We start from the raw sequence: 22,987 nt of genomic DNA, 5'->3' as shown, positions 1-22,987 counted from the left end.
TAGGGAGGATGCCATGAAGGAACTTTTTTATCTTTCTCATGAACAGATTGCTCGTATCAAACGCTACTTTCCTCNTAGGCTCAGGACTCATTAATTGCCAAAAGGGTAAAAAGTTCTTATTGTCGGCATAGGGAGGATGCCATGAAGGAACTTTTTTATCTTTCTCATGAACAGATTGCTCGTATCAAACGCTACTTTCCTCGTTCCCATGGCATTCCGAGAGTCGATGACAGGCGTGTCGTCAGCGGCATTATCTATGTCATCAAGCACGGCCTGCAATGGAAAGATGCTCCGCGCGAGTATGGACCATACAAAACTCTCTACAATCGTTTTATCCGCTGGAGCCGATTGGGTGTCTTTAACAGGATTTTTGCGGAGCTTGTTGAGCAAAACGGCTCCACAACACGCTTGATGATTGATGCCACACATCTCAAGGCACACAGGACAGCAGCAAGTTTGCTGAAAAAAGGGGCCTTTCCCGATGTATCGGACGCACAAAAGGCGGCCTGAATTCAAAACTCCACGCTGTCTGTAATGCCTTCGGTCAACCGTTGGCCTTCCATCTGTCCGGCGGTCAGGTGAGCGACTACAAAGGCGCTGCTGTCCTGCTTGATACTCTGCCGCAGGCCGGGGAGCTTCTGGCGGATAGAGGCTATGATGCCGACTGGTTTCGTCATGCCTTGTCCCGTAAAGGAATCACGCCGTGTATTCCCGGCAGACACAGCCGGAAAACTCCGGTGGCCTATGACAAGGAGGTTTATAAGCAGCGGCACAAGATAGAAATCATGTTCGGCCGACTCAAGGATTGGCGCAGAATAGCCATGCGTTATGACCGTTGTGCCCACACGTTCTTTTCGGCTATTTGTCTCGCTGCCATTGTCATCTTTTATATTTAATGAGTCCTGAACCTAGGCTCCCGCCATGCGGCGGAGTCTTTCCATGTCGAGGATGCGAACCTTTCCGCGCCGGAAGCTTTCCAGCACTCCCTGAGCTTTCAGGTACTGTATGGCTCTGCTCAGGGTGGCCCTGTGCACGCCGAGCATGGCGGCGCAGCGTTCCTGCGTGAGGCCGAGGGGAAACTCCGTGCCGCCGTGCCGTACGGAAAGGGAGACGAGGTAGCGGCAGAAACGGATGGAGAAGTCGTCCATGAGCATGTCGGAAAGAAAGGTGCTGTGGATGAGCGCCACGGTGCCCATCTGGCGCAGGGCGTAGGCGGCGAGAGCAGGACTGGAGGTGACGGCCTGTTCGTTCCGAAGGACGGCTCCGGGAATCCTCCAGACGGTGCTTTCCTCCACGCAGTGATACAGACCGGAGGCATTCTGGTGCGTCAGGGCGCAGGCAAGGTTGAAGATGCCGCCGGGTTCGAAGGTCATGAGGGCCCGGTGCCTGCCGTCGAGCGTATCGAAGAGAATGCGCACGCTTCCCTTTTCCAGAAAATACATGTCGAAGAGCCGTTCGCCGGAAAGATCGATGAGGCTTCCCGCGGGACAGACGAACCTTGTACCTTCGCGCTGAATTTCCTTCCATACGGAGGAAGACGCGTCCACTTTCCCCTGTACCACGGGCACGGCGAAGGGCATGTAGTCAGCCTGGGGAGAGACGTTTTTCTTGAGGGAGGCAGAAGGAGAGGGCATGGGATATCCTTGCGGTGTCGGACCGGCGCAGCCGGAGAAGACGGGCCTTTTGACGCCCGTTGATGGTAGCAGGGATGTCCCGGCCGGGCAAGAAAGGGAGGGAAGAGAAAGCGCTCCGTTTCGCGGGGGCGAAGCGGAGCGCTCTGAAGCGTGGAGAGGAGGCAGTTCTCCGCGCTGAAGATCCGTAGGCTCTGAGAGACTCTTTTGGAGCGGGAGAATCAGAAGAGCACGGAGCCGAGAATGGCGGTGACGGCGCTTATCAGTATCCAGGAGAGCAGGATGACGATGGGAGAGGATTTCCAGATGCTTCTGGAGCTGGCCCATTCGTTGCCGTGCAGCAGTGCGGCGCTGGAGCTGGCGGCAGGAGTGAGGAAGGCCAGATGCACGCCCATGACCACCATGATGACAGGCAGCTCCGGCCCGACATTCATATTGGAACAATAGCTGAAGATGACGGGCATAAGGGCCACGCCCACGGCGCCGTTATTGATGAACTGAGTGAGAATGGTAGCCAGAAGGCCCATGCACACGGCAAAGAACAGCGGGGAGCCGGAACCGAACAGAGGTTCGAGCATGGTCATGAGGAAGGAGGTGATGCCGCTTTCAGGCTTGGCCATGACGCCGGAGAGGGGCTGAACCAGAGCGAGAATGAAGATGATGCCCCAGGCCACACCGTCGTCCACCATGGCCTTGAAGCGGAGCAGAGGTTTGCCGTCAACCCTGATGAAGCACATGAGGCCCACGAGGAACATGCAGATGCCGGTGTTGCCTATGCTCTTGAGGAAGCGGACAACGGCCAGATCCTTGGGCAGGAAGGCGGGGATGAGCAGCAGGGCCACCAGGGCGAAGAGAAATCCGAGCACCAGTTTCTGTACGGAAGAGAGACTCAGGCTCTGTTCCGTGTCGAGCTTTCCGGCGTCGAGGTTGGCCAGCTTACTCACGTCGGGACGGAAGATGTACTTGCCGATGAGCAGAAACAGCAGGGAGCACAGGGCGCAGGCGACCAGGGCGATAAGCATGTACTTGGCGTAGTCGATATGCGTTCCCGCCATGGTTTCGTAAGCACCCATCACGGTAAGAGCTGTTTGCTTGAAGGGAATGAGAGACATGCCCACCTGTGCGGCGTAGACGATGCCGAACACCATCATGGTGGGGTAGCCGTCGCCTTTCTTATAACCGCATACGTCGCAGACGCCGTACAGGATGCTCCAGCCGATGACCGCCGCAGGGGAGGCGCTGGTCAGGCCGCCGAGCAGCATGATGGAGCCGAGAAAAGTATAGGTGAACAGCCATGGTCTTCCGGTCACAGCCTTGCGGGTGATGAACCACAGCGAGATGAACCTAGGTTCAGGACTCATTAAATATAAAAGATGACAATGGCAGCGAGACAAATAGCCGAAAAGAACGTGTGGGCACAACGGTCATAACGCATGGCTATTCTGCGCCAATCCTTGAGTCGGCCGAACATGATTTCTATCTTGTGCCGCTGCTTATAAACCTCCTTGTCATAGGCCACCGGAGTTTTCCGGCTGTGTCTGCCGGGAATACACGGCGTGATTCCTTTACGGGACAAGGCATGACGAAACCAGTCGGCATCATAGCCTCTATCCGCCAGAAGCTCCCCGGCCTGCGGCAGAGTATCAAGCAGGACAGCAGCGCCTTTGTAGTCGCTCACCTGACCGCCGGACAGATGGAAGGCCAACGGTTGACCGAAGGCATTACAGACAGCGTGGAGTTTTGAATTCAGGCCGCCTTTTGTGCGTCCGATACATCGGGAAAGGCCCCTTTTTTCAGCAAACTTGCTGCTGTCCTGTGTGCCTTGAGATGTGTGGCATCAATCATCAAGCGTGTTGTGGAGCCGTTTTGCTCAACAAGCTCCGCAAAAATCCTGTTAAAGACACCCAATCGGCTCCAGCGGATAAAACGATTGTAGAGAGTTTTGTATGGTCCATACTCGCGCGGAGCATCTTTCCATTGCAGGCCGTGCTTGATGACATAGATAATGCCGCTGACGACACGCCTGTCATCGACTCTCGGAATGCCATGGGAACGAGGAAAGTAGCGTTTGATACGAGCAATCTGTTCATGAGAAAGATAAAAAAGTTCCTTCATGGCATCCTCCCTATGCCGACAATAAGAACTTTTTACCCTTTTGGCAATTAATGAGTCCTGAGCCTAGACAGACCATAGTGATTGATGGTGGCGCAGAACACGAAGATGAAGAACATCATGGCCACGATGGGATCGCCGAAACTCTTGTTGAGCAGGCTGACGGGCTTCATTCCGCCGACGAGCATGAGGGCGAGCAGGCCTGCGATGCTGGGCCAGATGATATCGATGAAGATCCAGCCGTAGAGCACGCCGAGAAAAATGCCGATGAGGTTCATCCCCAGCGGGGTAAGAGGTTCAAGCGGGGGAAGCTGGCCGAAGCCGAACATGATGGCGAGGCAGAGGGCGGAGTGCGCGAGATATTTGATGTGCGGCTTTTTCGATGCGCCGGAAACAGAGCTGGCGGTCATGATGGTTCTCCTGAGAGAAAGAGGCGGGAAATGTTTTGCGGAAAGGGGAAATTTTTCGGAGGCACTCGATGAGGGAAATTCGTATTCCGGGGTATGGGAAAGAGACCCCCGTCCGGCCGGAGGCCGGACGGGGGAAGGAACGGTATCGGAAGAAGAGCGTCACACCTGCATACGCAGGGGGAAGCGGAAGCCTATGGCGCCGGTAGGGCAGCTGGTACGGCAGTTGGCGCAGTGCCAGCATTCGTCGCCGTGGGCGACTTCAGGTCTGTCGCTGCCGTTGTCCAGATGCTTGAGTTCCAGCACATAGCCGGGGCAGTCGTCCACGCAGGTGCCGCAGCCCTTGCAGTGACCGCAGTGCATGCAGCGGGCGGCTTCGATCATGGCCTGTTCGGCGGTGTAACCGGCGTTGTTTTCAGTGAAGTCCATGTGGTTGACGCAGGCGGGCTTCTGCGGCTCGGTCTTCTCGTACTGGAGAATGCCGTAGATTTCTTCCATGGGAACCACATAGGGTTCCTTGGTACCGGCCAGATCGTCGCGGGCCACGATGGTGTTGTCGTCGCCGATGACGTAGACACGGGATTTTTCACCGGTGAGCCAGGCATGAACACCGAAGGCGGCGCGGCGGCCGTCGCCGATGGCTCCGGCAATGGAGGTGGGACCGGCGGACACGTCGCCGGCGGCGAAGATGCCTTCGGCGGAGCTGGCCTGCTGCCTGTTCACCACGATCCAGTTGCGGGGGGTGAGTTCCACATTCGCTTCAGCCATGAAGCCGAGGTCGGTCTTCATGCCCACGGCGAAGATGACGGTATCGCAGTCGAGGCTGTGTTCGCCGCCTTCCACGGGAACCAGGGTCAGATGACCCTTTTCGTCGAAGCGGCATTCCTTCACTTCGAAGTAATCCACGCCTGCGGCCTTGCCGTCGCTGGTACGGATGGCGGACATGGTGCAGGAATTGTGAATCTGGATGCCTTCTTCCTTCGCCTGAATGAGGTCTTCTTCAGGAGCGCGCATTTCACCGGCCTTTTCCAGGCAGATGACATGCACTTCTTCCGCGCCGAGGCGACGGGCCACGAACGCGGCGTCGAAGCCGACACCGCCGCCGCCCATGACGACCACGCGCTTACCCACTTCGGGGCGCAGACCGAGGGAGGCCGCACGCAGAAATTCCACGGCCTTCACGGCGCATTCCGCACCGGGGATGGGAAGGCTGTTTTCCCTGGGAGTCCCGGTGGCCACGATGACGGCGTCGTGCGCGGCGCGCACGTCGGCAAAGGAGATGTCGCGGCCGACCTGGGTGTTGACGCGGGCGCGCACGCCGGCTTCAAGCACCCAGCCGAGTTCGCGGTCCACTACGTCGCGGGGCAGACGGAAGTCCGGCACGCCGTAGCGGGTCATGCCGCCGAGAACGGGGTTGGCTTCATACACGGTGACGTCGTGGCCGAGAAGGGCCAGGAAGTAGGCGGCCGTCAGACCGGCGGGACCGCCGCCGATGACGCCCACGCTCTTGCCCGTGGAGGGACGGCGCTTGAACTGCGCGGTGCCGAGGGAGGAATGGTCGTAGACGGCGCGTTCCAGAGCACGGGTATTCACACAGGCATCGTAGCCTGCACGGTTGCAGTTGGACTGGCAGAAGTGGGGGCAGACGCGGCCGGTCACGCCGGGGAAGGGATTCTTGGCGCGCAGGTAGCGCAGGGCTTCGTCGAATTCGCCCTTTTCCACAAGAGCCTGCATCTTCTGGATGGAATTGCCCGCGGGGCAGAAGTGTTCGCACGGCGAGGTGCGGAACTGCTCCTTGAGGCTGTCGCCCATGACGATGGGCATGGTGATTTCACGACTATATCTAGGCGGCATGATAATACTCCTTGAGTGACTGATCCGCTCCCTTTTCAGGGAGAGGGGGCGGCCGGAAGCCGGTTCCGGCGCCGGGAAACCGCGAGGGACTTCTGCCCCTCGAAACGGTTTCAGACGGAAAGGGCTCTACAGAAGAGGGGCCTTGCCCCAGTGGTACTCGGTGCCGTTTTCGCCCTTGATGAGAAGCAGGGGCTTTGCCATGTCGGGATTGAGCTTGGGGTAGTCGGTGATCTTGTACACGCAACGGCCCGTTTCCTTGCGTTCCATGGTGGCCTTGATGGCCAGTTCGCACACCTTGAGCACTTCGCACGATTCATGGCAGCGCATGAGGTCGCGCAGGCTGTCTGCATGGAGCTGGGGAATCTGATCTTCCAGGAAGGTGATCTTTTCCAGAGCGCGTTCCATGCCGGCCATGGAGCGGCGGAAGCCCATATAGTACATCATGACGTTGCGGGCGGCTTCTTCCAGTTCTTGATAGGTCAGTTCCTGGTCGTTGCCGAGGGGAGCGAAGATGTCGGATTTCATCTTGGCGGCGAGGTCTTCGTCGATCTTGCCGGCCTGCTCCATGCCGGAAGCCTTGAGAGCAGCCTGACGGCCGGCTTCGAAGCCGCCGCACATGGCGCCGGAGCAATACAGGAAGATGCTGCCGCAGAACAGACCGGGAATGGTGGTTTCGAACTGGTCGTTCACCGCGATGGTACCGCCGAAGATGAGTTCGCCGATTTCCACTTCCAGAAGCTTGTGCTGGAAGTCGGTGCCGGTGCAGTCCGCCCAGTCGCCGAAGGTGGCCTTGTCGCCGGGCATGAGGATGTATTGCAGTTCATGCACGATTTCAGGGTCGACATGGCGCATGTCCATGTAGAAGGGCGGGCCATTGCCCTCGAGCTGTTCCTGGTAGGTACCCTGAATCTGGTTGTTGCGTACGCCGTTTTCGCCCATGGGATCGTACTTGAACATGAAGCGTTCGCCCACGGCGCTGATTTCATGAGCACCGGAGCTGTTGATGCCGTTCATGCCGGGGCAGCCGTAGCCCTTGGGTTCCATGGTGGCGCGCTGATAGGTGTCGAGTTCGGTAACGGCCGCGCCGGCGTCATAGCCGAGCACTACGCCTGCGCCGGTGTTGTAGGGGTACATCCACACGTTGTAGGGATTGTGCGTGGAGTTGTTGTAGCCGCGGGTGGCGGAACGGCCCTGGGCGGAAACCACGGTCTTGGCACGGAGGATGACGTATTCGCCGGTCACCACGTTCCAGCCGAGCGCGCCGCAGGCCTTGCCGCTGTCGGAGAGGATCTTCATGGCCATGATGCGGTCGAGCACATGTACGCCGGAATCGCGCACGATGCGGGCCATGACGCGCTTGATGGTCATGCCGTTGGCGATGTGAACCCACCAGGTGCCGGGCTGGCCGAAGCCCTGAGTGCGCTTGTAGGTGCCGTCGCTGTTCTTGCTGAAGTCCACGCCGCACTTTTCAAGGCGTTTGAGCATGTGCTCCATGTGGTTGTACCAGCCGTTGGTGATCATGGCGGGCGTCCAGCCGTTGAGGGGCTTGGCATAGAACTTCACCAGGTCTTCGGCGGTGTCGAACTTGGAACCTTTTTCGTTCAGGACGGCCATGTAATGGTCATTGCCGCCACCGATACAGCCGGAACTTTCCAGCTTGCCTTTATCCAGCAGCACGACGTCCAGGCCCTGCTCGCGAGCTCCGAGGGCCGCGCCGCAACCGGAGGCGCCGGAGCCAATGACGAGCACGTCTGTTTCAATCAGCGTGCCAAGCGGATGAGGGGAGATCTTCATGAAAATATCCTCTATGTTTATAGGAGAAGTCCTTGTTCAGAAAGAAGATTGCGCTTTCCAGCAAGGAAGGATCGGTAGGTTTAAGCCGCTGCCTTTTTGCGTCCGCGCAGCTGGATGAGGGTGAGCGCGACGAAGATGGCGATGCCGGCGATAAGGAACTGAATGTGCCCCAGGGCAATCCAGATGCCGCACAGGGCGACTACCACGGCGAGGCCCCAGCGTTCGGCGACGTTGAGTATGCGCAGCCCGTAACCGGTGATCATCATGCAGAAGGCGATGACGGTGAACACGCCTACGACAGAGACGATCAACGTTTCGGCAAGCGGTCCCTGTCCGAGCATGAGGGCAGGACGGCCCACCACGAGGTAGGGGATGGCGAAGCCCACTGCCCCGACCATGGAGGCCTCGAGCGCCGTTCTCATATAGGACGACTCAGCGATACCGGCGGCAGGCAGAGCAGCGAGGGCGATGGGCGGCGTAAGGCAGGAGAAACAGGCGAACACAAAGACGAACATGTGGGCTGCGAAGGGGTCTACGCCCATGTTGACGAGAACCGGAATGCCGACCATGGAAACGAGCAGGTAAGCAGCCAGAGTGGGAACGCCCATGCCGAGGATCAGGCACACGCACATGGTGATGAACAGCGCAATGGGAATGCTGCCGTGGGACCACATGACGATGAGCTGGGGAATCTTGATGCCGAGCAGCGTCTTGGTCACGGTGGTCATGATGGGACCAAGCACGGCGCAGGTGACGCCGATCTTGGCGCCGGTGACCGCACCGTCGATAAAGGCGGGAAGGATGCTCTTGAGTTGATCGTATTTTTTGGAAGTGACGATGTCGATGATGTTGAGCACGAGCAGAAGCATCATGGCCCAGAAGATGGTGAACATGGGGCTGTACCCCATGACCAGCAGAGCGATGATGGCCAGCAGGGGAAGCACGAAAATGGGGGCGTCGTGGATGAACGCGCGCAGGGAGAAGGCGGCGATGTCGCTGGGATCCATGCGGATGCCGAGACGCTTTGCCTGGAACTGGGCGTAGAGACCTACGGAGAGGAAGTACAGAAGAGACGGAATGAGCGCGGCAGCCATGACAGTGACGTAGGGTACTTCCGCAAGTTCGGCCATGACGAAGGCGGTGGCACCCATGACGGGGGGCATGATCTGCCCGCCGGAGGATGCGGCGGCTTCAATGGCGCCGGCCTGATAGGACTTGTAGCCCACCTTCTTCATAAGGGGAATGGTGAACGCGCCGGTCGCGGCCACGTTGGCCATGACGCTACCGGTTACGGAGCCCATGAGGGCGCTGGAGACCACGGCGGTGATGGCGGGACCGCCGTCGAGCTTGCTGCCGGTGAGCATACCTACCTGGTTGAAGAAGCGGGCCGCGCCGGTAGCTCCGAGCAGGCTGCCGAAGAGCACGAAAAGGAAGATATAGTTTGCGCTGATGCCGAGCACCTGGCCGTAGATGCCGCCGGACAGATCCAGACCGTAGCTGACGAGCAGTTCATCGATGCCGATATTGGGGGACTGCAGCGGGCCGGGCAGATAATGACCGAACACGGCGTAGGCGATGAAGCACATGGCGACGATGGGGAAAACCCATCCGAAGGAGCGCCGGGAGGCTTCAATACCCAGACCGACCAGCAGGACGCCTACGAACATGTCCTGACCTGTGAGATCCAGCATGGGGCCACGTTCTTCCTGCAAGCCGCTGTAGTTCAGAAACATGTAGGCTGTGGCATAGATGGACAGCGCGATGAGCAGCACAACGACGGCTTTGCCGAACGTGGATTTCTGTCTGGTAAACGCCCACAGGAATACCAGCACGAGAGCCATCATGTAGTGCAGGTTCTGGTGCTGGATGGGGCCTATGAGCATCCACTGCGTATATACAAGATGGTACAGCGCCATGATGAGCGCCACCCCTACCATAAGGATGCGTACCACGTTGTTCTTTGCCGTTTCCATGGTTTTGTTCCTCTTTAGTGCGACCGGGGGAAAAAGAGCGTAAGGACAGATTCCCTGTTCTCGGAAGATCAGGGGCAGCGTACGCCGTAACAGGATTTTTCGAAGGGAAAGACCGGGGGGGAGAGGGCGCGCCGGCACAGGGGAGCGTGCCGGCGCGCGGAAGGAAAAATCAGCGCAGGCCTTTTTCCTTGTAGAAGCGCAGCGCGCCGGGATGGATCATGTCGTCGGGCACGGTAGGAACGATGAGTTCGGGCCAGACACCCTTGGCCGCGGCGGAGTAGGTGGCCATCTCATCGCAGTGTTCATAGAGTACCTTGGCGATGGTATAGGCGGTCTGCTCATCCAGCTCGTCGAAGGCATAGATGCCGAGCAGGTCGCGCCAGCTGGGGATTTCCTTCGCCGGTACGTTATCGCCGATGGCACCGGCGGGCACGCTCTTGCATTCGTAGGCGATCTTGTCGTTTTCAGAAGCCTTCTTCACAGCTTCCGCGGGAATGTCGATGTAGTGGGGATTGCCGCGGGAGGCGATGAGTTCGCCATAGACGGCGACGGGAACCCAGGGCGGAGTCTGACGGGAGCTCACGCCGAGAATCATGGCATCGATGGAGCCGTCGAGCATGGCGTCGCGCATACTGCCCCAGTTCATGTATTCAAAGTCGATGGACTTGGGATCGGAGCAGGCGGCCATCACGATGGACGCATGGTTGTGACCGAGTACCGTGGGCTTGGGGCCGAGGCCGACCCGTTTGCCTTTGAGGTCTTCGATGGTTTTGATGCTGGGATCGAAGGTAATGAGAGTCTGGATGTTTTCGCTCATGTTGCCGATGAGCTTCAAGCCGGTGAAGGCCTTCTTGTAGGGGGCGACGCCGGCGCGGGCTTCCATGACGGGAACCAGAGTACCCGCAACGATGCGCCGTTCGGGAGCCTGTGAAGCCTTGATGATGCCCATGCCCGTACCGTTGGTTTCCACGGCGCTGGCCGTGATTTCGGGGGCGTGGATCTTGAGGATTTCCGTAAGGGCGTAGCTCATCTGATAGAGTGTTCCGCCGAATATGCCGGCCTGAATTTCCACGGTTGCCGCGTGAGCGGGAGCGGAAATGCCGAGGGCCAGTACGCATGCCGCCAGAGATTTGAGAGAGAGTCGAGCCATTGTTGCCTCCTGATTGCTATTGTGAAAATAATCCACAAACGACCTTGTCTTGTCAATTTGAAAAGATTTGTTTATTGTTTGATGAAATTACACATAGTTCCGCTGAGAATATGATCTGCACAATAATTATTGGAAATAGTTATTTTTTAATAGTGCTGTTCCTTTTGTGGAGTAAAAAGGGAATAAAATATAACCATAAGAGATAATTTGTTTTTTATTTTTTAAGAAAGAATTTCGTCGCAGGCAGGCGGGAAAAGAGCCGGGAGAATTCGTGCTTCTTTTTCCTTAATGGGCAGAAGTTTGAAAAAAAAAGAACAAGTTGTTTATTGTATTGCTGGAATAGATGTTTTTTTTCTTTGATATTGTCTAAAATGGGGCAAAACTTCGCCGCGGGTATTCCTGTAAAAGGTCTCATTTTGCCGGAAGTACAGGATTGCCGGTGAGTTGCAGACGTCCGCGGCGGGATAGGGAGAAAAAAGTGATAGAAGAATTGAGCGGAGATTTTTTTCAGCAGCTGAGGGGGTTTTACTACACGGCTCATACGGGCAGCATACGCAAGGCCGCCCAGCTCATGAACCGGAACCCTTCCACCATAAGCTGGCAGATCAGGCAGCTTGAGCAGCAGCTCAATACGGTACTGTTCGACAGGTACATGAAAAGGCTGCGGATTACGCCGGAAGGGGAGAGGCTGCTTTCCTGGACGATTTCCACCTTCGAGCTTCTTCGCGGCATGAAGTCCGACATCAGTTCGCCTTCCGGGGTGCTGCGCGGAACAATCAGCATTTCCAGTAATCTTCCCTTCTCGGCACGGGCGGTTCGCATCATCGCGGCGTTCCGCAGGGATCATCCCGAGGTACATATAAAGATACGCCGTGCGCTTCCTTATGAAACCGTGGAGGATGTGGTCAGCTCCCGTGTGGATTTCGGTCTTACCGGCATTACCCGCGAAGTGCCGAACTGCCAGCTTGAGGAACTTTTTACATCTCAGCCTCTGCTCATTGCGAGGGAGGACAACGAGTTCGGTCTGCCCGAAAGGCCCACGGAAGAGGATCTGATACGCCTGCCGTTCATTTCCTTTCTGGCGGAGAACATGGAGGAGAGCGGCGACCCGTACTTCGATACGTCCCTGGCGTCACTTTCCCAGCCTCTGCAGACGGTGCTGAGCGTGAACAACTATCACCTCATGCTCCGCTATGTGAAACAGGGCATGGGCGTGGCCGTCATGGACGAGCTGTGCCTCATGGCCAGCAAATACGGCAACCTCGGCGAAGGGCTGCGCTCCTATCCTCTGGACGGCATCCTGCCTCCGGTGCACAACGGCATTCTGCTCAGACATCATAAGCATCTCAGCCCGCAGGCAGCGGCGCTTATTGCCAGAATGCGCGAGGAACTCAAGGACGGACTTGCCAAAATCCGCGAGCTGGCCCGATAGCATGTGTTCCTTTCATGGGGACGGACTGCGGAGAAAGTCTTCTCCGCGGTTTTTCCGCTCCCTTGACCGGAAACGGGGCAGGCCTTAAGCTGGCCCAGGTTTTGCAATTTCCCGGCCCTGCGGGGCCGTACATTCGCCGCGCCCTTTCACGGGTGCGGCCAGAGCGGATATATTATGGCAGCAAACGCTTCCCTCGCGGCCCTTTACCGGCCGCAGACCTTTGCCGAGGTGGTCGGGCAGGACATGGTGAAATCCATCCTTTCCCGCGCCGCGCGCGAAGACCGTGTGGCTCCGGCCTATCTTCTCAGCGGCACGCGCGGGGTAGGCAAGACCACCATCGCCCGCATTTTCGCCAAGGCGCTGAACTGTGAGCATGCACCCACGGGAGAACCCTGCAATCAGTGCGAAGCCTGCCGCCGCATCACGCAGGGAAACTTCGTGGACGTGGTGGAAATCGACGGTGCGTCCAACCGCGGCATCGACGACATCCGCCGCCTGCGCGACGCCGTGGGGTATGCGCCTCTGGAAGGCCGCTACAAGGTCTTCATCATCGACGAGGCGCACATGCTCACCAAGGAGGCCTTCAACGCCCTTTTGAAAACCCTGGAAGAGCCGCCCGCCCGCGTGACCTTCATCATGGCCACCACGGAGCAGCACAAGTTTCCGGTGACCATCATCAGCCGCTGCCAGCATTTCGTGTTCCGGCAGATTCCCGAAGCCGTGCTGGAAGAGCATATCTGCGACATTCTGCACCGTGAGGGCCGCGAGTTCGAGTCGGAAGCCGCCCGTCTCATCGCCCGCCGTGCGGCGGGAAGCGTGCGCGATTCCATGTCTCTGCTCGGACAGGTGCTGGCGCTCGGCTGCGCTCCCGGCGAACCGCTTACGGCGCAGCAGGCCCGCGAGGTGCTGGGCCTTGCCGGGCGGGAAGTGATGGATCATCTGCTCGACGCCCTTGCCGCGCAGGATGCGGCGGGCATCGCCGCCCTGGTGCGGGAACTGCTTTCCCAGGGGGCGGACATGGGCTTTTTCCTGCGGGAACTGTGCTCCCTTTGGCGCAACCTTTTCCTCATCCGTCAGGCCGGAGCCGGAGCAGTCCGGGAACTCAGCCTGCCGGAAGCGGAAGAGAAGCGGCTCACCGCCGCAGCCTCGCGCTTCACGCTGACCTACATTCACGCCGCATGGCAGATGACGCTCGATTCCCAGCGCCGTATTCTCACCAGCCTTGAACCTTCCGCCGGCCTTGAGCTTCTGCTTCTGAATCTGGCCATGCTTCCGCGCCTGCTTCCTCTGGAAGAACTGGGCGCGCTGCCTCCGGTGCCGTCTGCTCCGGGAGCTGCTTCCGCTCCTGTGATTCCGGCGTCTTCCTCCGCGTTTTCCGCACCGGCGCCCTCCGCCGTTTCCGCGTCAGGGGAGGTGTCTTCTTCCGTGCCGGGGGAGTCGTTTGCCGTTGAGGCTTCTTCCCCTTCCGTTGAGGCGGAGGCGGTTTCCGTCGTCCCTGCGCCTCCGGCGAAGGCGGAAAAGTGCCCTGCCCCGGAGTGGCGGAGCCGCCCTTCTCCCGTGCAGCAGCCTGCACCGGCGCAGCCTTCCGCGTCCGTCCGAGGCTTGACGGAGGAGCCTAAAACTGTTGAAACTCAGGCCCTGGAAGCCCGGGGGCAGGCGGAAGACTGGAAGGATATTCCCGTGGACGCCTCTCTCCCGTGGGAGGGTTTTCTGGAAACATGCAGGGACAACCGCGACATTCCCCTTCCCATGCTCCGGCAGGTGACGGGCGAGGTGCGCGGCGACTGGCTTGTCCTGCAGGCCCTTTCCCAGGTCATAGGGCAGCAGCTCAGACGCAAGGAAAAGCTTCAGGTGCTGGAGCAGCTTGCCGCCGCCTGGGCGGGCAGACCTCTGCGCATAGCCTTCCGTCCTCCGCAGAAAATCGTGCGTACCGAGGCGGAGCTGAAGGAAGAAATTCAGCAGCACCCCGTCATCAGGAAGTTTCAGGAAGCTTACGACGCCAGACTGGTGCGCTGCACCCCCATCAACCGTTAACATCGCAACAAAAGGGCCGGGAGCCCTTACTCTTCAAGGAGACACGGCATGAAGAACATGAACGACCTGCTGCGCCAGGCTCAGGTGATGCAGAACAAGATCGCGAAACTCCAGCAGGAAATGGCTGAAAAGGACGTGGAAGCTTCCGCCGGCGGCGGCATGGTGAAGGTGGTCATGAACGGCCGCCAGGAAATGAAGTCCATCACCATCGACAAGGCCATCATGGAAAGCGGCGACACGGAAATGCTTCAGGATCTTGTGATCACTGCGGTGAACGAGGCCGTGCGCATCGGCCGCGCCAACCTCGAAAGGGAAATGGCCAATATTTCCGGCGGAATTCATCTGCCCGGCATGTTCTAGGCCTTTGAAGACATTTCCGGCGATACGCCGGAGCGGGACGCCCGGTTCCTCAGGGAACCGGGCGTCTTTTGTCTTTTTCCGGGCTGTTCGAAAAGGCGGCCGCCTCTGGGCAAGGTCTCCGGCAGGAGGAGGATGCCGTACCGGTGAAGCTTGCGGGGCACAGGGACGGAGTTTTTCCGTCCTTGTCAGAAAACGGCAACTCCTCTATGCTGGGCCAAACCCTTCCCCCTGGAGGATTTCATGCCTTACCGTATGGTATTCCTGCCTTTTTTACTGTGGTGCTGCATGGCCGGTTCCGCCTTCGGCGCGTCGCAGGACGCTTTGGCGCATGTGCGCGCCGTGTTCTCTGCGCCGATGGAGGGAGACGAGGTGCTCAGGCTTTACCTTGAACCGGACGAAGCGTTGTGCAGAAAAGCCTACGGCGAGGAGTGGGCGAGCCGCTGCGCGGTGAGTGCGGGCAGGGAGGGCGCGCCGGTATCCGGTGTCCGTCTTTCTCCCGATATGCCCGGTGACTGGCGCTGGGACGGAGACAGCAGTCTTGTCTTTTTGCCGAAGAAGCCTTGGCCGGAAAAAACGGCCTTCACCATTTCTTTTGCCGAATCCTTTCTGCCGGCCCGTGCGAAGCTGAGTGCAAAACGGCTTTCCTTTTCCACGCCGCCTCTTGCGACCCTGAAAATGGAGGGAGAGGTATGGATCGACCCCGATCTCAACGGAGAGAGGGCCGTATCCTTCGACATCGCCTTCACCACGCCGCCGGACAGAAGCATGGTGGAACGCGACGCCGTACTGGCCGTTTCCGACAGGTCTCTTCGCTTAGGCACGCCGGAATTCGTCTGGAACGGGGGAACGAACTGCCTTGTGAGGGCGCGCATACTTGCTCTGGCCGAAGGCCCCGGTACGGTGACGCTTTCTCTGCCGGGCGTTGCTGCGGAGGTACGCGGCAAGGGCACGGGCTGGACGGTGCCGAAAGGGCGTGAAACTGCCGTGCAGCAGGTGACGGTGCCGGGCAGAAGCACGCTTTTTGCCGTGCGCCGCGCCACGCTTGAGGCAGCGCAGGATGAAAATCTCGCAGGAGAATATCGCCTTACGCTGGAAACCAGCCTTCTGGTGCGGCCCGACGCCGTGGCCCGTGCACTGAAGGCCGTGCAGCTTCCCCGCAGTCTGGAGAAGGAAGCCCGTTCGCCCACGGTATGGACGGCGGCTCCTGTCATAGACAATGAAACGCTCAGCCGCGCAAGGCCCGTGAGGGTGGAACCGCTGCAAAGCTCCGACACCGCCGTGGGCAGAATGAGCTTCCGTGTGACGGCGGAGCCGGGCAGCTATGTGCTCTTCGACCTGCCCGGAGGCTTCGGGCCTTCGGAGGAGTTCACCCTTGCCGGGCCGTGGCGCGAGGTGTTCCATGCGGCGCCTTTCCGGCCGGAACTGGACTTTCTTCAGCCCGGCAACGTGCTTGCCCTTGGAGGAGAACGCAAGCTGGACATCCATTCCAGCGGACTCACAGCCATACGCTGGCGGGCGCAGCGCGTGCTCGACCCGTACCTCGGGCTGCTGGCCTCCCTGCCGTCGCCCTTTGCGGGGGGCAGTCTTCCCCTCGACACCATGGCCGACAGCCGGGAAGGCACGCTCACCCTCAGTCGAACGGAACCCGGCGTTCCGCAGTTTTCCGTGCTGGACGTGACGCCTCTTCTCGAAGGCGGGCATGGACTCATGCGCCTTGAACTGACGGGCATGAACGGCAAGGAGACAGTGGCCCGGGCGGAGCGTTTCCTTCTGGTGACGGATATCGGCATGATCGTCAAAAAGAGCGCGGACGGGGGGCGCGATGTCTTTGTGTGCTCCCTTTCCCGGGGCGAACCCGTGGCCGGAGCCGTGGTGCGTATTCTCGGCGCCAATGGCGAGCCCGTGGCCGAAGCCGTGAGCGATGCGCGCGGCAGGGCTTCCCTTCCTTCCGTCTCCGGTCTTATGCGGGAAAAAAGGCCCGTTGCCGTGACCGCTCTTCTGCGAAGCGGCAGAGGTGAGGACATGGCCTGGCTTTCCCTCGACGATTACGGCCGTCAGGTGGACGTTTCCCGCTTTCCCACTCAGGGACAGACCAGCCGTGCCGACGGCATCAACGCCTATGTCTTCAGCCAGCGGGGCATATTCCGTCCCGGAGAAACGCTGCGTTTCGGCATACTTCTGCGCCGGGGCGACTGGAAGGCGCTTCCTTCCGACATGCCCTTTACGGCGGAGCTTCTCGACCCGGCGGAACGTACGCTGCTGGAGCGTCGTTTCTCCGTGGGACCCGACGGGCTGGCGGAACTGAGCTGGAATGTGCCGGAGAGCGCGCCTTCCGGCCGGTACCGCCTCAATGTGCGCACGCCGGACGGCCAGGGCATGGATGTGGTGCTCGGCTCCGCCGCCGTGCGTGTGGAGGAGTTCCAGCCCGACACCATGGAACTTTCCCTTGCCCTTTCTCCCGCGCCCGGCACGGGCTGGCTGGAAGCTTCCACGGCGAATGTGGAGGCCGCTTTAAAAAATCTCTACGGTCTGGCTGCGGCGGATCGCCGTCTGCGCGGACGTCTTTCGGTCTGGCCCGCGCCGCTCTCCTTCCCCGGGTATGAGGATTTCACCTTCCACGATGCCATGCCCTATCAGGGGTCGCCGCTCACGCTGGAACTCGGAGAATTCCGTACCGATGCGGAAGGGCGCGTCGTTCTGCCTCTTCCGCTGGAGAAGCTGCGCGGCGGTACGCTGCACTGCAGCGTTCTGGTGGAAGGGTTTGAGGCAGGCGACGGACGCAGCGTGACGGAAGAGCTGGATTTTCTGCTTTCTCCCCTGCGTGCGGTACTGGGCTTCAGACCCACGGGTACGGGCGGCAACCTCGACTTCATCCCCAGAGGGAGCGAAGCCGCGCTGGAATTCGTGGCCCTCGGGCCCGACCTTGCGCGGGTCGACCCCGGGGAACTGTCCTTTGAGATATCGGAAAGGCGCTATGTGACCAGCCTCGTCACCGACAGGGAGGGGCGCTTCCGCTATGAGGAAACGCCGGTGGACCGCGTGCTTTTTGCAGAGAAGAGAAGAGTGGACGCGGACGGCCGTCTTTCCTTCGCCCTGCCTGCGGAAAAAAGCGGCGAATACCTGCTTGCCGTGAGGGACAGGGAGGGCCGTGTCATGGCGCAGGTGCCCTTCACCGTGGCCGGCAACGACGATCTGCGCCTGGCGGGCAGGGAAAAGCTGCCTTCGGGCACGCTGCGTATGCGTCTGGAAAAAACGGCGCTTGCCTCCGGTGAAAAGGCGCGCTTTTTCCTCTCCTCCCCGTATGAGGGCACGGGCCTCGTCACCTTTGAGCGCGACGGCGTGGAGGCCTGGCGCTGGTTCCGCGCTCCGGCCGGGGACAGCGTACAGGAAATAGAGGTGCCGCAGGGCTTTGAGGGCCGCGCGTATGTGCATGTCGCGCTGGTACGCGCCCTTTCCTCGAAGGATGTGTTCATGCAGCCCTATGTGTATGCCGTCTCGCCCGTTTCCGTAAACGTGGCGCGCCGCGACATGGGGCTGAAGGTGACGGTTCCTTCCGAACCTGCGCGTCCGGGCGGCGTCATTGCCGCGAGCGTGTTCTCCCGTCATGCGGGCAGGGCTCTGGTGTTCGCCGTGGATGAGGGCGTGCTCAGCCTCACTTCCTTCCCCACGCCCGATCCTCTGCGCTATCTGCTGAACGACAGGGCGCTGGAAGTGGAAACCATGCAGATGTTCGACCTGCTCATGCCCGAACACGGTTCCTTCCGTATCCCCGCCTTCGGCGGTGACAGAGGCATGGCCGGGGGGCGCTTCCATAATCCCTTCAAGCGCAGGAACGAGCCTCCCATGAGCTGGTGGCTCGGCCTTGTGGACGTGAAGGAGGGAGAAAATCCCGTGGAAATCCCCGTTCCGGGCTACTACAACGGCACGGTGCGCGTCATGGCGGTGGCCTCTTCGGCGCATGAGGCGGGCAGCGCCTCGGCACGGGCAACGGTACGCTCCCCCGTAACGGTTACGCCGCAGCTTCCGGTGCTGGCTTCTCCGGGAGATGTGTTCGAGGCGGCCGTGGCCGTGGCCAATCATACCGGCAAGGATCTTGACGCCGTGCTTTCTCTGGAATGCGACGCGGCTCTTCGCATTATCGAAGGTCCGCCATCCTCCCTTATGCTGGCTCCCGGCTCGGAAGTGACGCTTCCCTTCCGCGTGGAAGCGCAGGACAGGCCCGGCGGCGCAGCGGTGCGCTTTACCGTGAAGAGCGGGGAGAGCGTTCTTGCCATGCGGGAGGTTTCGCTTTCCGTCCGTCCGGCTTCTCCCCTGCGGGAAAGCCTGAAGACGGGAACGGTCGCAGCCTCTGCGGAGCTTTCCACGGGCCGCAGCCTCTATCCCTATGAGGCGAAGGGGTCGGCTTCGGTATCGGCCCTGCCGCTGCCCGCGTTGCGTGGGCTTGTCCGCTATCTGGAAGCTTATCCCTACGGCTGCGTGGAGCAGCGCATCAGCCGTGCGTTCCCCTTCCTTCTGCTCATGGACCGGCCCGGGCTTGTTGCCGATGCTTCCCGTCCCGAGGAAGAGACGCGCAGGCTCGTGCGGGAAAGACTGGATGATGCCGTACAGGCGGTGCAGAGCGCTCTGCAGTGGCGCGGGGTGTCGCCCTGGCCCGGCGGGGAACCGGATGTGCTCGTCACGGCCTATGCCGCGGATTTTCTTCTGACCATGCACGAAAAGGGCGCGGCTTTGCCCGGAGGCCTGCTCTCCTCCGTTGTGGACGCGCTGGAAAAGGTACTGGACCGCGTGCCCGCCTCGCTGGAAGAGGGCCGGGCGCAGGCTTACGGACTCTGGGTGCTCACCCGAGAGGGGCACATCACCACGCAGGCGCTTACCCGGCTTGTGGATCAGCTGGAGGAGCGTTTCCCCGCATGGAAGGAGGATGTGACCTCTTCTCTGGTGGCGGCATGTTGCTCCGTCATGCGCATGAAGGACGACGCAGCGGCATTCATCGGCCTGTACCGCAGGCCGGGGGCCGGTTTCCGGGGCGGCACGCTGGATGCCCTGGCCGTGCAGGCGCTGCGTGTTTCCATGGTGGCGCGGTACTTCCCCGATCTTCTGGAGGATACGCGTTCCGCTCTGGCCGACGAGCTTGTGGACGCCACGGGCGGCGGCCGTTATGTAAGCCTTTCCGCCGCGCTTGCCGTGCGTGCCCTGCTCGATCTTGAAGAGGCTGTTCCCGTTCCCTCCGGCGTATCTCTGCGCTGCACCGCCATGCAGCCGGGCTTTGAGGAGGGCTCCTTCCTGCCGCAGGAGCTGTACGGAATGCTCACTCTTTCCGCACCGGGCTGCGCCTCCTATGCGCTTGCCGTGCCCGAAGGCGGTCAGCCCCTGTATTTCGAGGTTTCGGATCAGGGCTTCGACCGCAAGGTGCCGGAAGGCACGCTTTCCGAAGGTATGGAAGTGACGAGAACCTATCTTGACGCAGAGGGCAATCCCGTCACGAGCGTACATCAGGGCGACGTGATCACGGTGTCCGTCACGGCAAGGGTCTATGGCGGAGTGCTGAACGATGTGGCCATTGTGGATCTTCTGCCCGGCGGCTTTGAAATGGAACTTGCCGCCCCCGTTCATACGGGTGATGCGGCGGACGCCCGTGCCGACCGGAGGGAAGACAGAATGATATTCTTCGCCTCACTGGGCACGGAACCTTCCACCTTCACCTACGCCGTGCGTGCGGTGAACAGGGGCGTGTACGCCCTGCCCGCCGTGCAGGCGGAAGCCATGTACGACAGAAGCGTCCGCGCCCATGCTGCGGGCGGGACCATTGTTGTGGAATGAGTCCATGCCCCTCCCCGCCCGGGGAGGGGCATGGCGTCGGGAGGGTGGATTGCGCATACTGCGGATTTTTTCTGCGGCGGTTCTTCTTTCTGCGGCGTTTTTCTGGCTCTGGCTTGCCCTGAGTCCGAAGCCGCCGCTTCTGGAAGGCGTGGAGTTTTCTCCTCTGGTGCTGGACGGCGGGGGCGAACTTATGCGCATGGGCCTTACCTCCGATGAAAAGTACCGTCTGCGCGTGCGTCTGCATGAGGTCTCGCCCGAGGCCGTGCAGGCGGCGCTTTTTTATGAAGACCGGTATTTTTACCGTCATTTCGGGGTGAACCCTTTTTCCCTGCTGCGTTCGGCCCTTTCCATGCTGGCGGGTTCCCGCCGTATGGGCGGCTCCACCATCACCATGCAGGTGGCCCGCCTCCGCCTCGGGCTGTCCACGCAGAGCGTGGGCGGCAAACTGGTGCAGATGGCCCGCGCCCTGCAGTACGAATACCATTACGACAAGAGCAGGATTCTTGAGGCATACTTCAACCTTGCGCCCTACGGCGGCAATGTGGAAGGCATAGGCGCGGCCGCGCGGGTGTATTTTCATGTGCGGCCCGGCGATCTTACCCGCGCGCAGGCCCTGGCCCTGACCGCCGTGCCGCAGAATCCCGTGCGGCGCAACCCGCTGGGCGGGCCGGATTTCGATGCGGCCCGCCGGAGAATGCATGACCTGGTCATGAAGGCGGGCGGTACTGACGCGGAAAGGCCCGTGCGTTTTTCCCTGTCGGGAGGTGAGGCTCCTCTTCGTGTGTACGCCCCTTCGGCGCTGCCTTTTGCCGCGCCGCATCTTTCCGGCGAACTGTTGTCCCTGTCCCGGGAAGGCGCGCCGGTACGCACTTTTGTGGACAGAAACGCGCAGGCGGTTCTGGAACGGGCGCTGACGGGATTTGCCGCACGGGGCAGGCGCTACGGACTCGACAATGCTTCCGCGCTGCTCATTCACTGGCCGACCATGGAAGTGCGGGCTCTGGCTGGTTCGGCGGATTTCTTCCGCGCCGACATTTCCGGTCAGGTGGACGGCACGCGGGCGAGGCGTTCGCCCGGCTCCACGCTCAAACCCTTCATCTACGCCATGGCGCTGGATCAGGGGCTCATTCATCCGCAGACGCTGCTTGCCGATTCCCCGCGCAGCTTCGGCGGCTACGATCCTGAGAATTTCGACCGCGTTTTCCGCGGTCCGCTGCCCGCGCAGGAGGCGCTGCGCGCAAGCCGCAACATTCCCGCCATTACGCTGGCCTCGGAGCTGCGGCCCGGCCTGTACGGGTTTTTGCGCCGCGCGGGGGTGGAACTGCCCTTTGATGAAGAACATTACGGGCTGAGTCTGGTGCTCGGCGGGGCGGAAGTGACCATGCGCGAACTCGGCGGGCTGTACGCCATGCTGGCCAACAAGGGCGTATGGCGGCAGATACGGCTTTTTGCCGGGCAGGAGCTGAAGAGCGCCGTGCCGCTGCTTTCCCCGGAGGCGGCCGTCGTGGCGCTGCGTATGCTGGAAGACGGCGTGCACTTCGTGCGTACCGGCTCCGGCCCTGTGCCGCTGCGCTTCAAGACCGGAACGTCCAACGGCTTCCGCGACGCATGGACCGCGGGTGTGGTGGGGCCTTATGTGCTGGTGGTCTGGGCGGGGAATTTCGACAATACGCAGAATCCTCTGCTGGTGGGCGGAGAGGTGGCCGCCCCTCTGTTCACCGATATCGCTCAGGCGCTCGCCTCCCTCGACGCTTCCATGACCGATCTCATCCCTCGCCTGCAGGAAGGGCTGAACATCACGCGGGAGAAGGTATGCGCGGCCACGGGAGACCTTGATACCTCTCTGTGCGGGGAGGTGACGGAAACATGGTATATCCCCGGCAGGTCGCCTACGCGGTCCTCGGGAGTATTCCGCATCATTCTCATCGACAGGGAAACGGGACTTCGCGTCTGCGAGGCCGTGCCCGGCCGTACCGAGGAAAAGGTGTGGGAGTTCTGGCCTTCGGATCTGCGGGCGCAGTTTCTGCGCGCGGGAGTGGTGAAGCCTCCGCCGCCGCCCTTCGGCCCGGGCTGCGGGCAGGAAGCCGTGCCGGGCATGCCGCCGCGTATTCTTTCCCCCAAGGAAGGCGTGGTCTATCAGCGCAGCCTCTCTTCCCCGGAGAGAAGCGACATCGCCCTCATTGCCGATGCCGACGCCGATGCGGGCGCTCTGTTCTGGTTTGTGAAGGATCGCTTTCTCGGCCGTTCCACGCCCGGAAAGCCGCTGTTCTGGCGTCCGCAGGACGGCGTGCATGAGCTGCGTGTCGTGGACGACAGAGGGCGGGCCTCCGGCAGGAAACTGATGGTGAAAACCCTGCCCTGAGCGTTCGGACGGCACGAACAGAGGGGCTTTTCCTTGAAAAAAGAAGGAGCGTCGGAAG

14 protein-coding genes are annotated in these 22,987 nt (G+C 60.7%); 6 read left to right on the top strand and 8 right to left on the bottom strand.

Annotated features, from left to right (window positions below; genetic code table 11):
- The first annotated feature begins 141 nt into the window (after positions 1 to 141).
- Positions 142 to 896, top strand: a protein-coding gene (locus CZ345_RS16105; protein WP_204224230.1) for an IS5 family transposase whose coding sequence is annotated in 2 segments (ribosomal slippage) — positions 142 to 475 and positions 475 to 896 — 756 coding nt in all. Because the reading frame shifts where the segments join, the coding sequence is not laid out codon by codon here.
- 12 nt (positions 897 to 908) lie between these two features.
- Here the strand turns inward: CZ345_RS16105 and CZ345_RS16095 are convergent.
- From CZ345_RS16095 to CZ345_RS01970, 8 genes are all read right to left on the bottom strand, one after another.
- Positions 909 to 1,634: a Crp/Fnr family transcriptional regulator gene (locus CZ345_RS16095; RefSeq protein ID WP_077071524.1), complete on the bottom strand. Its 726-nt coding sequence runs from the start codon at positions 1,632 to 1,634 to the stop codon at positions 909 to 911.
- A gap of 218 nt (positions 1,635 to 1,852) precedes the next feature.
- Positions 1,853 to 2,992 (bottom strand): SLC13 family permease, encoded by a 1,140-nt coding sequence (locus CZ345_RS02005; RefSeq protein WP_239446584.1) that lies wholly within the window; start codon positions 2,990 to 2,992, stop codon positions 1,853 to 1,855.
- A protein-coding gene (locus CZ345_RS16090) for an IS5 family transposase (RefSeq protein ID WP_204224230.1) occupies positions 2,992 to 3,746 on the bottom strand; the annotation gives its coding sequence in 2 pieces (ribosomal slippage) (positions 2,992 to 3,413 and positions 3,413 to 3,746; 756 coding nt in all). Before CZ345_RS16090 ends, CZ345_RS02005 begins: the two co-directional genes overlap by 1 nt.
- 47 nt (positions 3,747 to 3,793) lie before the next feature.
- Positions 3,794 to 4,153 carry a hypothetical protein gene (locus CZ345_RS01990; RefSeq protein ID WP_077071523.1) on the bottom strand — a complete coding sequence of 120 codons (360 nt, stop codon included), beginning with the start codon at positions 4,151 to 4,153 and terminating at the stop codon, positions 3,794 to 3,796.
- Positions 4,154 to 4,312: 159 nt separating this feature from the next.
- Entirely contained in the window at positions 4,313 to 6,004 is a 1,692-nt protein-coding gene (locus CZ345_RS01985; RefSeq protein ID WP_077071522.1) for an FAD-dependent oxidoreductase, read from the bottom strand.
- Between the two features lie 126 nt (positions 6,005 to 6,130).
- Positions 6,131 to 7,798 carry an FAD-binding protein gene (locus CZ345_RS01980; protein WP_077071521.1) on the bottom strand — a complete coding sequence of 556 codons (1,668 nt, stop codon included), beginning with the start codon at positions 7,796 to 7,798 and terminating at the stop codon, positions 6,131 to 6,133.
- Positions 7,799 to 7,878: 80 nt separating this feature from the next.
- A complete protein-coding gene (locus CZ345_RS01975; protein WP_077071520.1) occupies positions 7,879 to 9,771 on the bottom strand; it encodes a TRAP transporter permease in 1,893 nt (630 codons plus the stop codon).
- Positions 9,772 to 9,940: 169 nt separating this feature from the next.
- The gene (locus CZ345_RS01970; RefSeq protein ID WP_077071519.1) at positions 9,941 to 10,921 is read right to left on the bottom strand and encodes a TAXI family TRAP transporter solute-binding subunit; all 981 of its coding nucleotides are present in this window, start codon (positions 10,919 to 10,921) and stop codon (positions 9,941 to 9,943) included.
- Between the two features lie 478 nt (positions 10,922 to 11,399).
- Here CZ345_RS01970 and CZ345_RS01965 point away from each other — a divergent pair, with 478 nt between their 5' ends.
- The 5 genes from CZ345_RS01965 (at position 11,400) to pbpC (ending at position 22,929) form a co-directional block, all read left to right on the top strand.
- Entirely contained in the window at positions 11,400 to 12,353 is a 954-nt protein-coding gene (locus CZ345_RS01965) for a LysR family transcriptional regulator (RefSeq protein WP_077071518.1), read from the top strand.
- 174 nt (positions 12,354 to 12,527) lie between these two features.
- Positions 12,528 to 14,387 carry a DNA polymerase III subunit gamma/tau gene (gene dnaX / locus CZ345_RS01960; protein ID WP_077071517.1) on the top strand — a complete coding sequence of 620 codons (1,860 nt, stop codon included), beginning with the start codon at positions 12,528 to 12,530 and terminating at the stop codon, positions 14,385 to 14,387.
- A gap of 48 nt (positions 14,388 to 14,435) precedes the next feature.
- On the top strand, positions 14,436 to 14,747 hold the full coding sequence (locus CZ345_RS01955; RefSeq protein ID WP_077071516.1) for a YbaB/EbfC family nucleoid-associated protein: 312 nt from the start codon (positions 14,436 to 14,438) through the stop codon (positions 14,745 to 14,747).
- A gap of 240 nt (positions 14,748 to 14,987) precedes the next feature.
- Entirely contained in the window at positions 14,988 to 20,567 is a 5,580-nt protein-coding gene (locus CZ345_RS01950) for an alpha-2-macroglobulin family protein (protein WP_077071515.1), read from the top strand.
- Positions 20,568 to 20,616: 49 nt separating this feature from the next.
- The gene (gene pbpC, locus CZ345_RS01945; RefSeq protein ID WP_077071514.1) at positions 20,617 to 22,929 is read left to right on the top strand and encodes a penicillin-binding protein 1C; all 2,313 of its coding nucleotides are present in this window, start codon (positions 20,617 to 20,619) and stop codon (positions 22,927 to 22,929) included.
- Positions 22,930 to 22,987: the final 58 nt, after the last annotated feature.

This window comes from Mailhella massiliensis, assembly GCF_900155525.1.
GTDB classification, from domain to species: domain Bacteria; phylum Desulfobacterota; class Desulfovibrionia; order Desulfovibrionales; family Desulfovibrionaceae; genus Mailhella; species Mailhella massiliensis.
The sequence above is the reverse complement of the archived record's forward strand: the minus strand, read 5'-3'. Positions and strand labels throughout refer to the sequence as shown.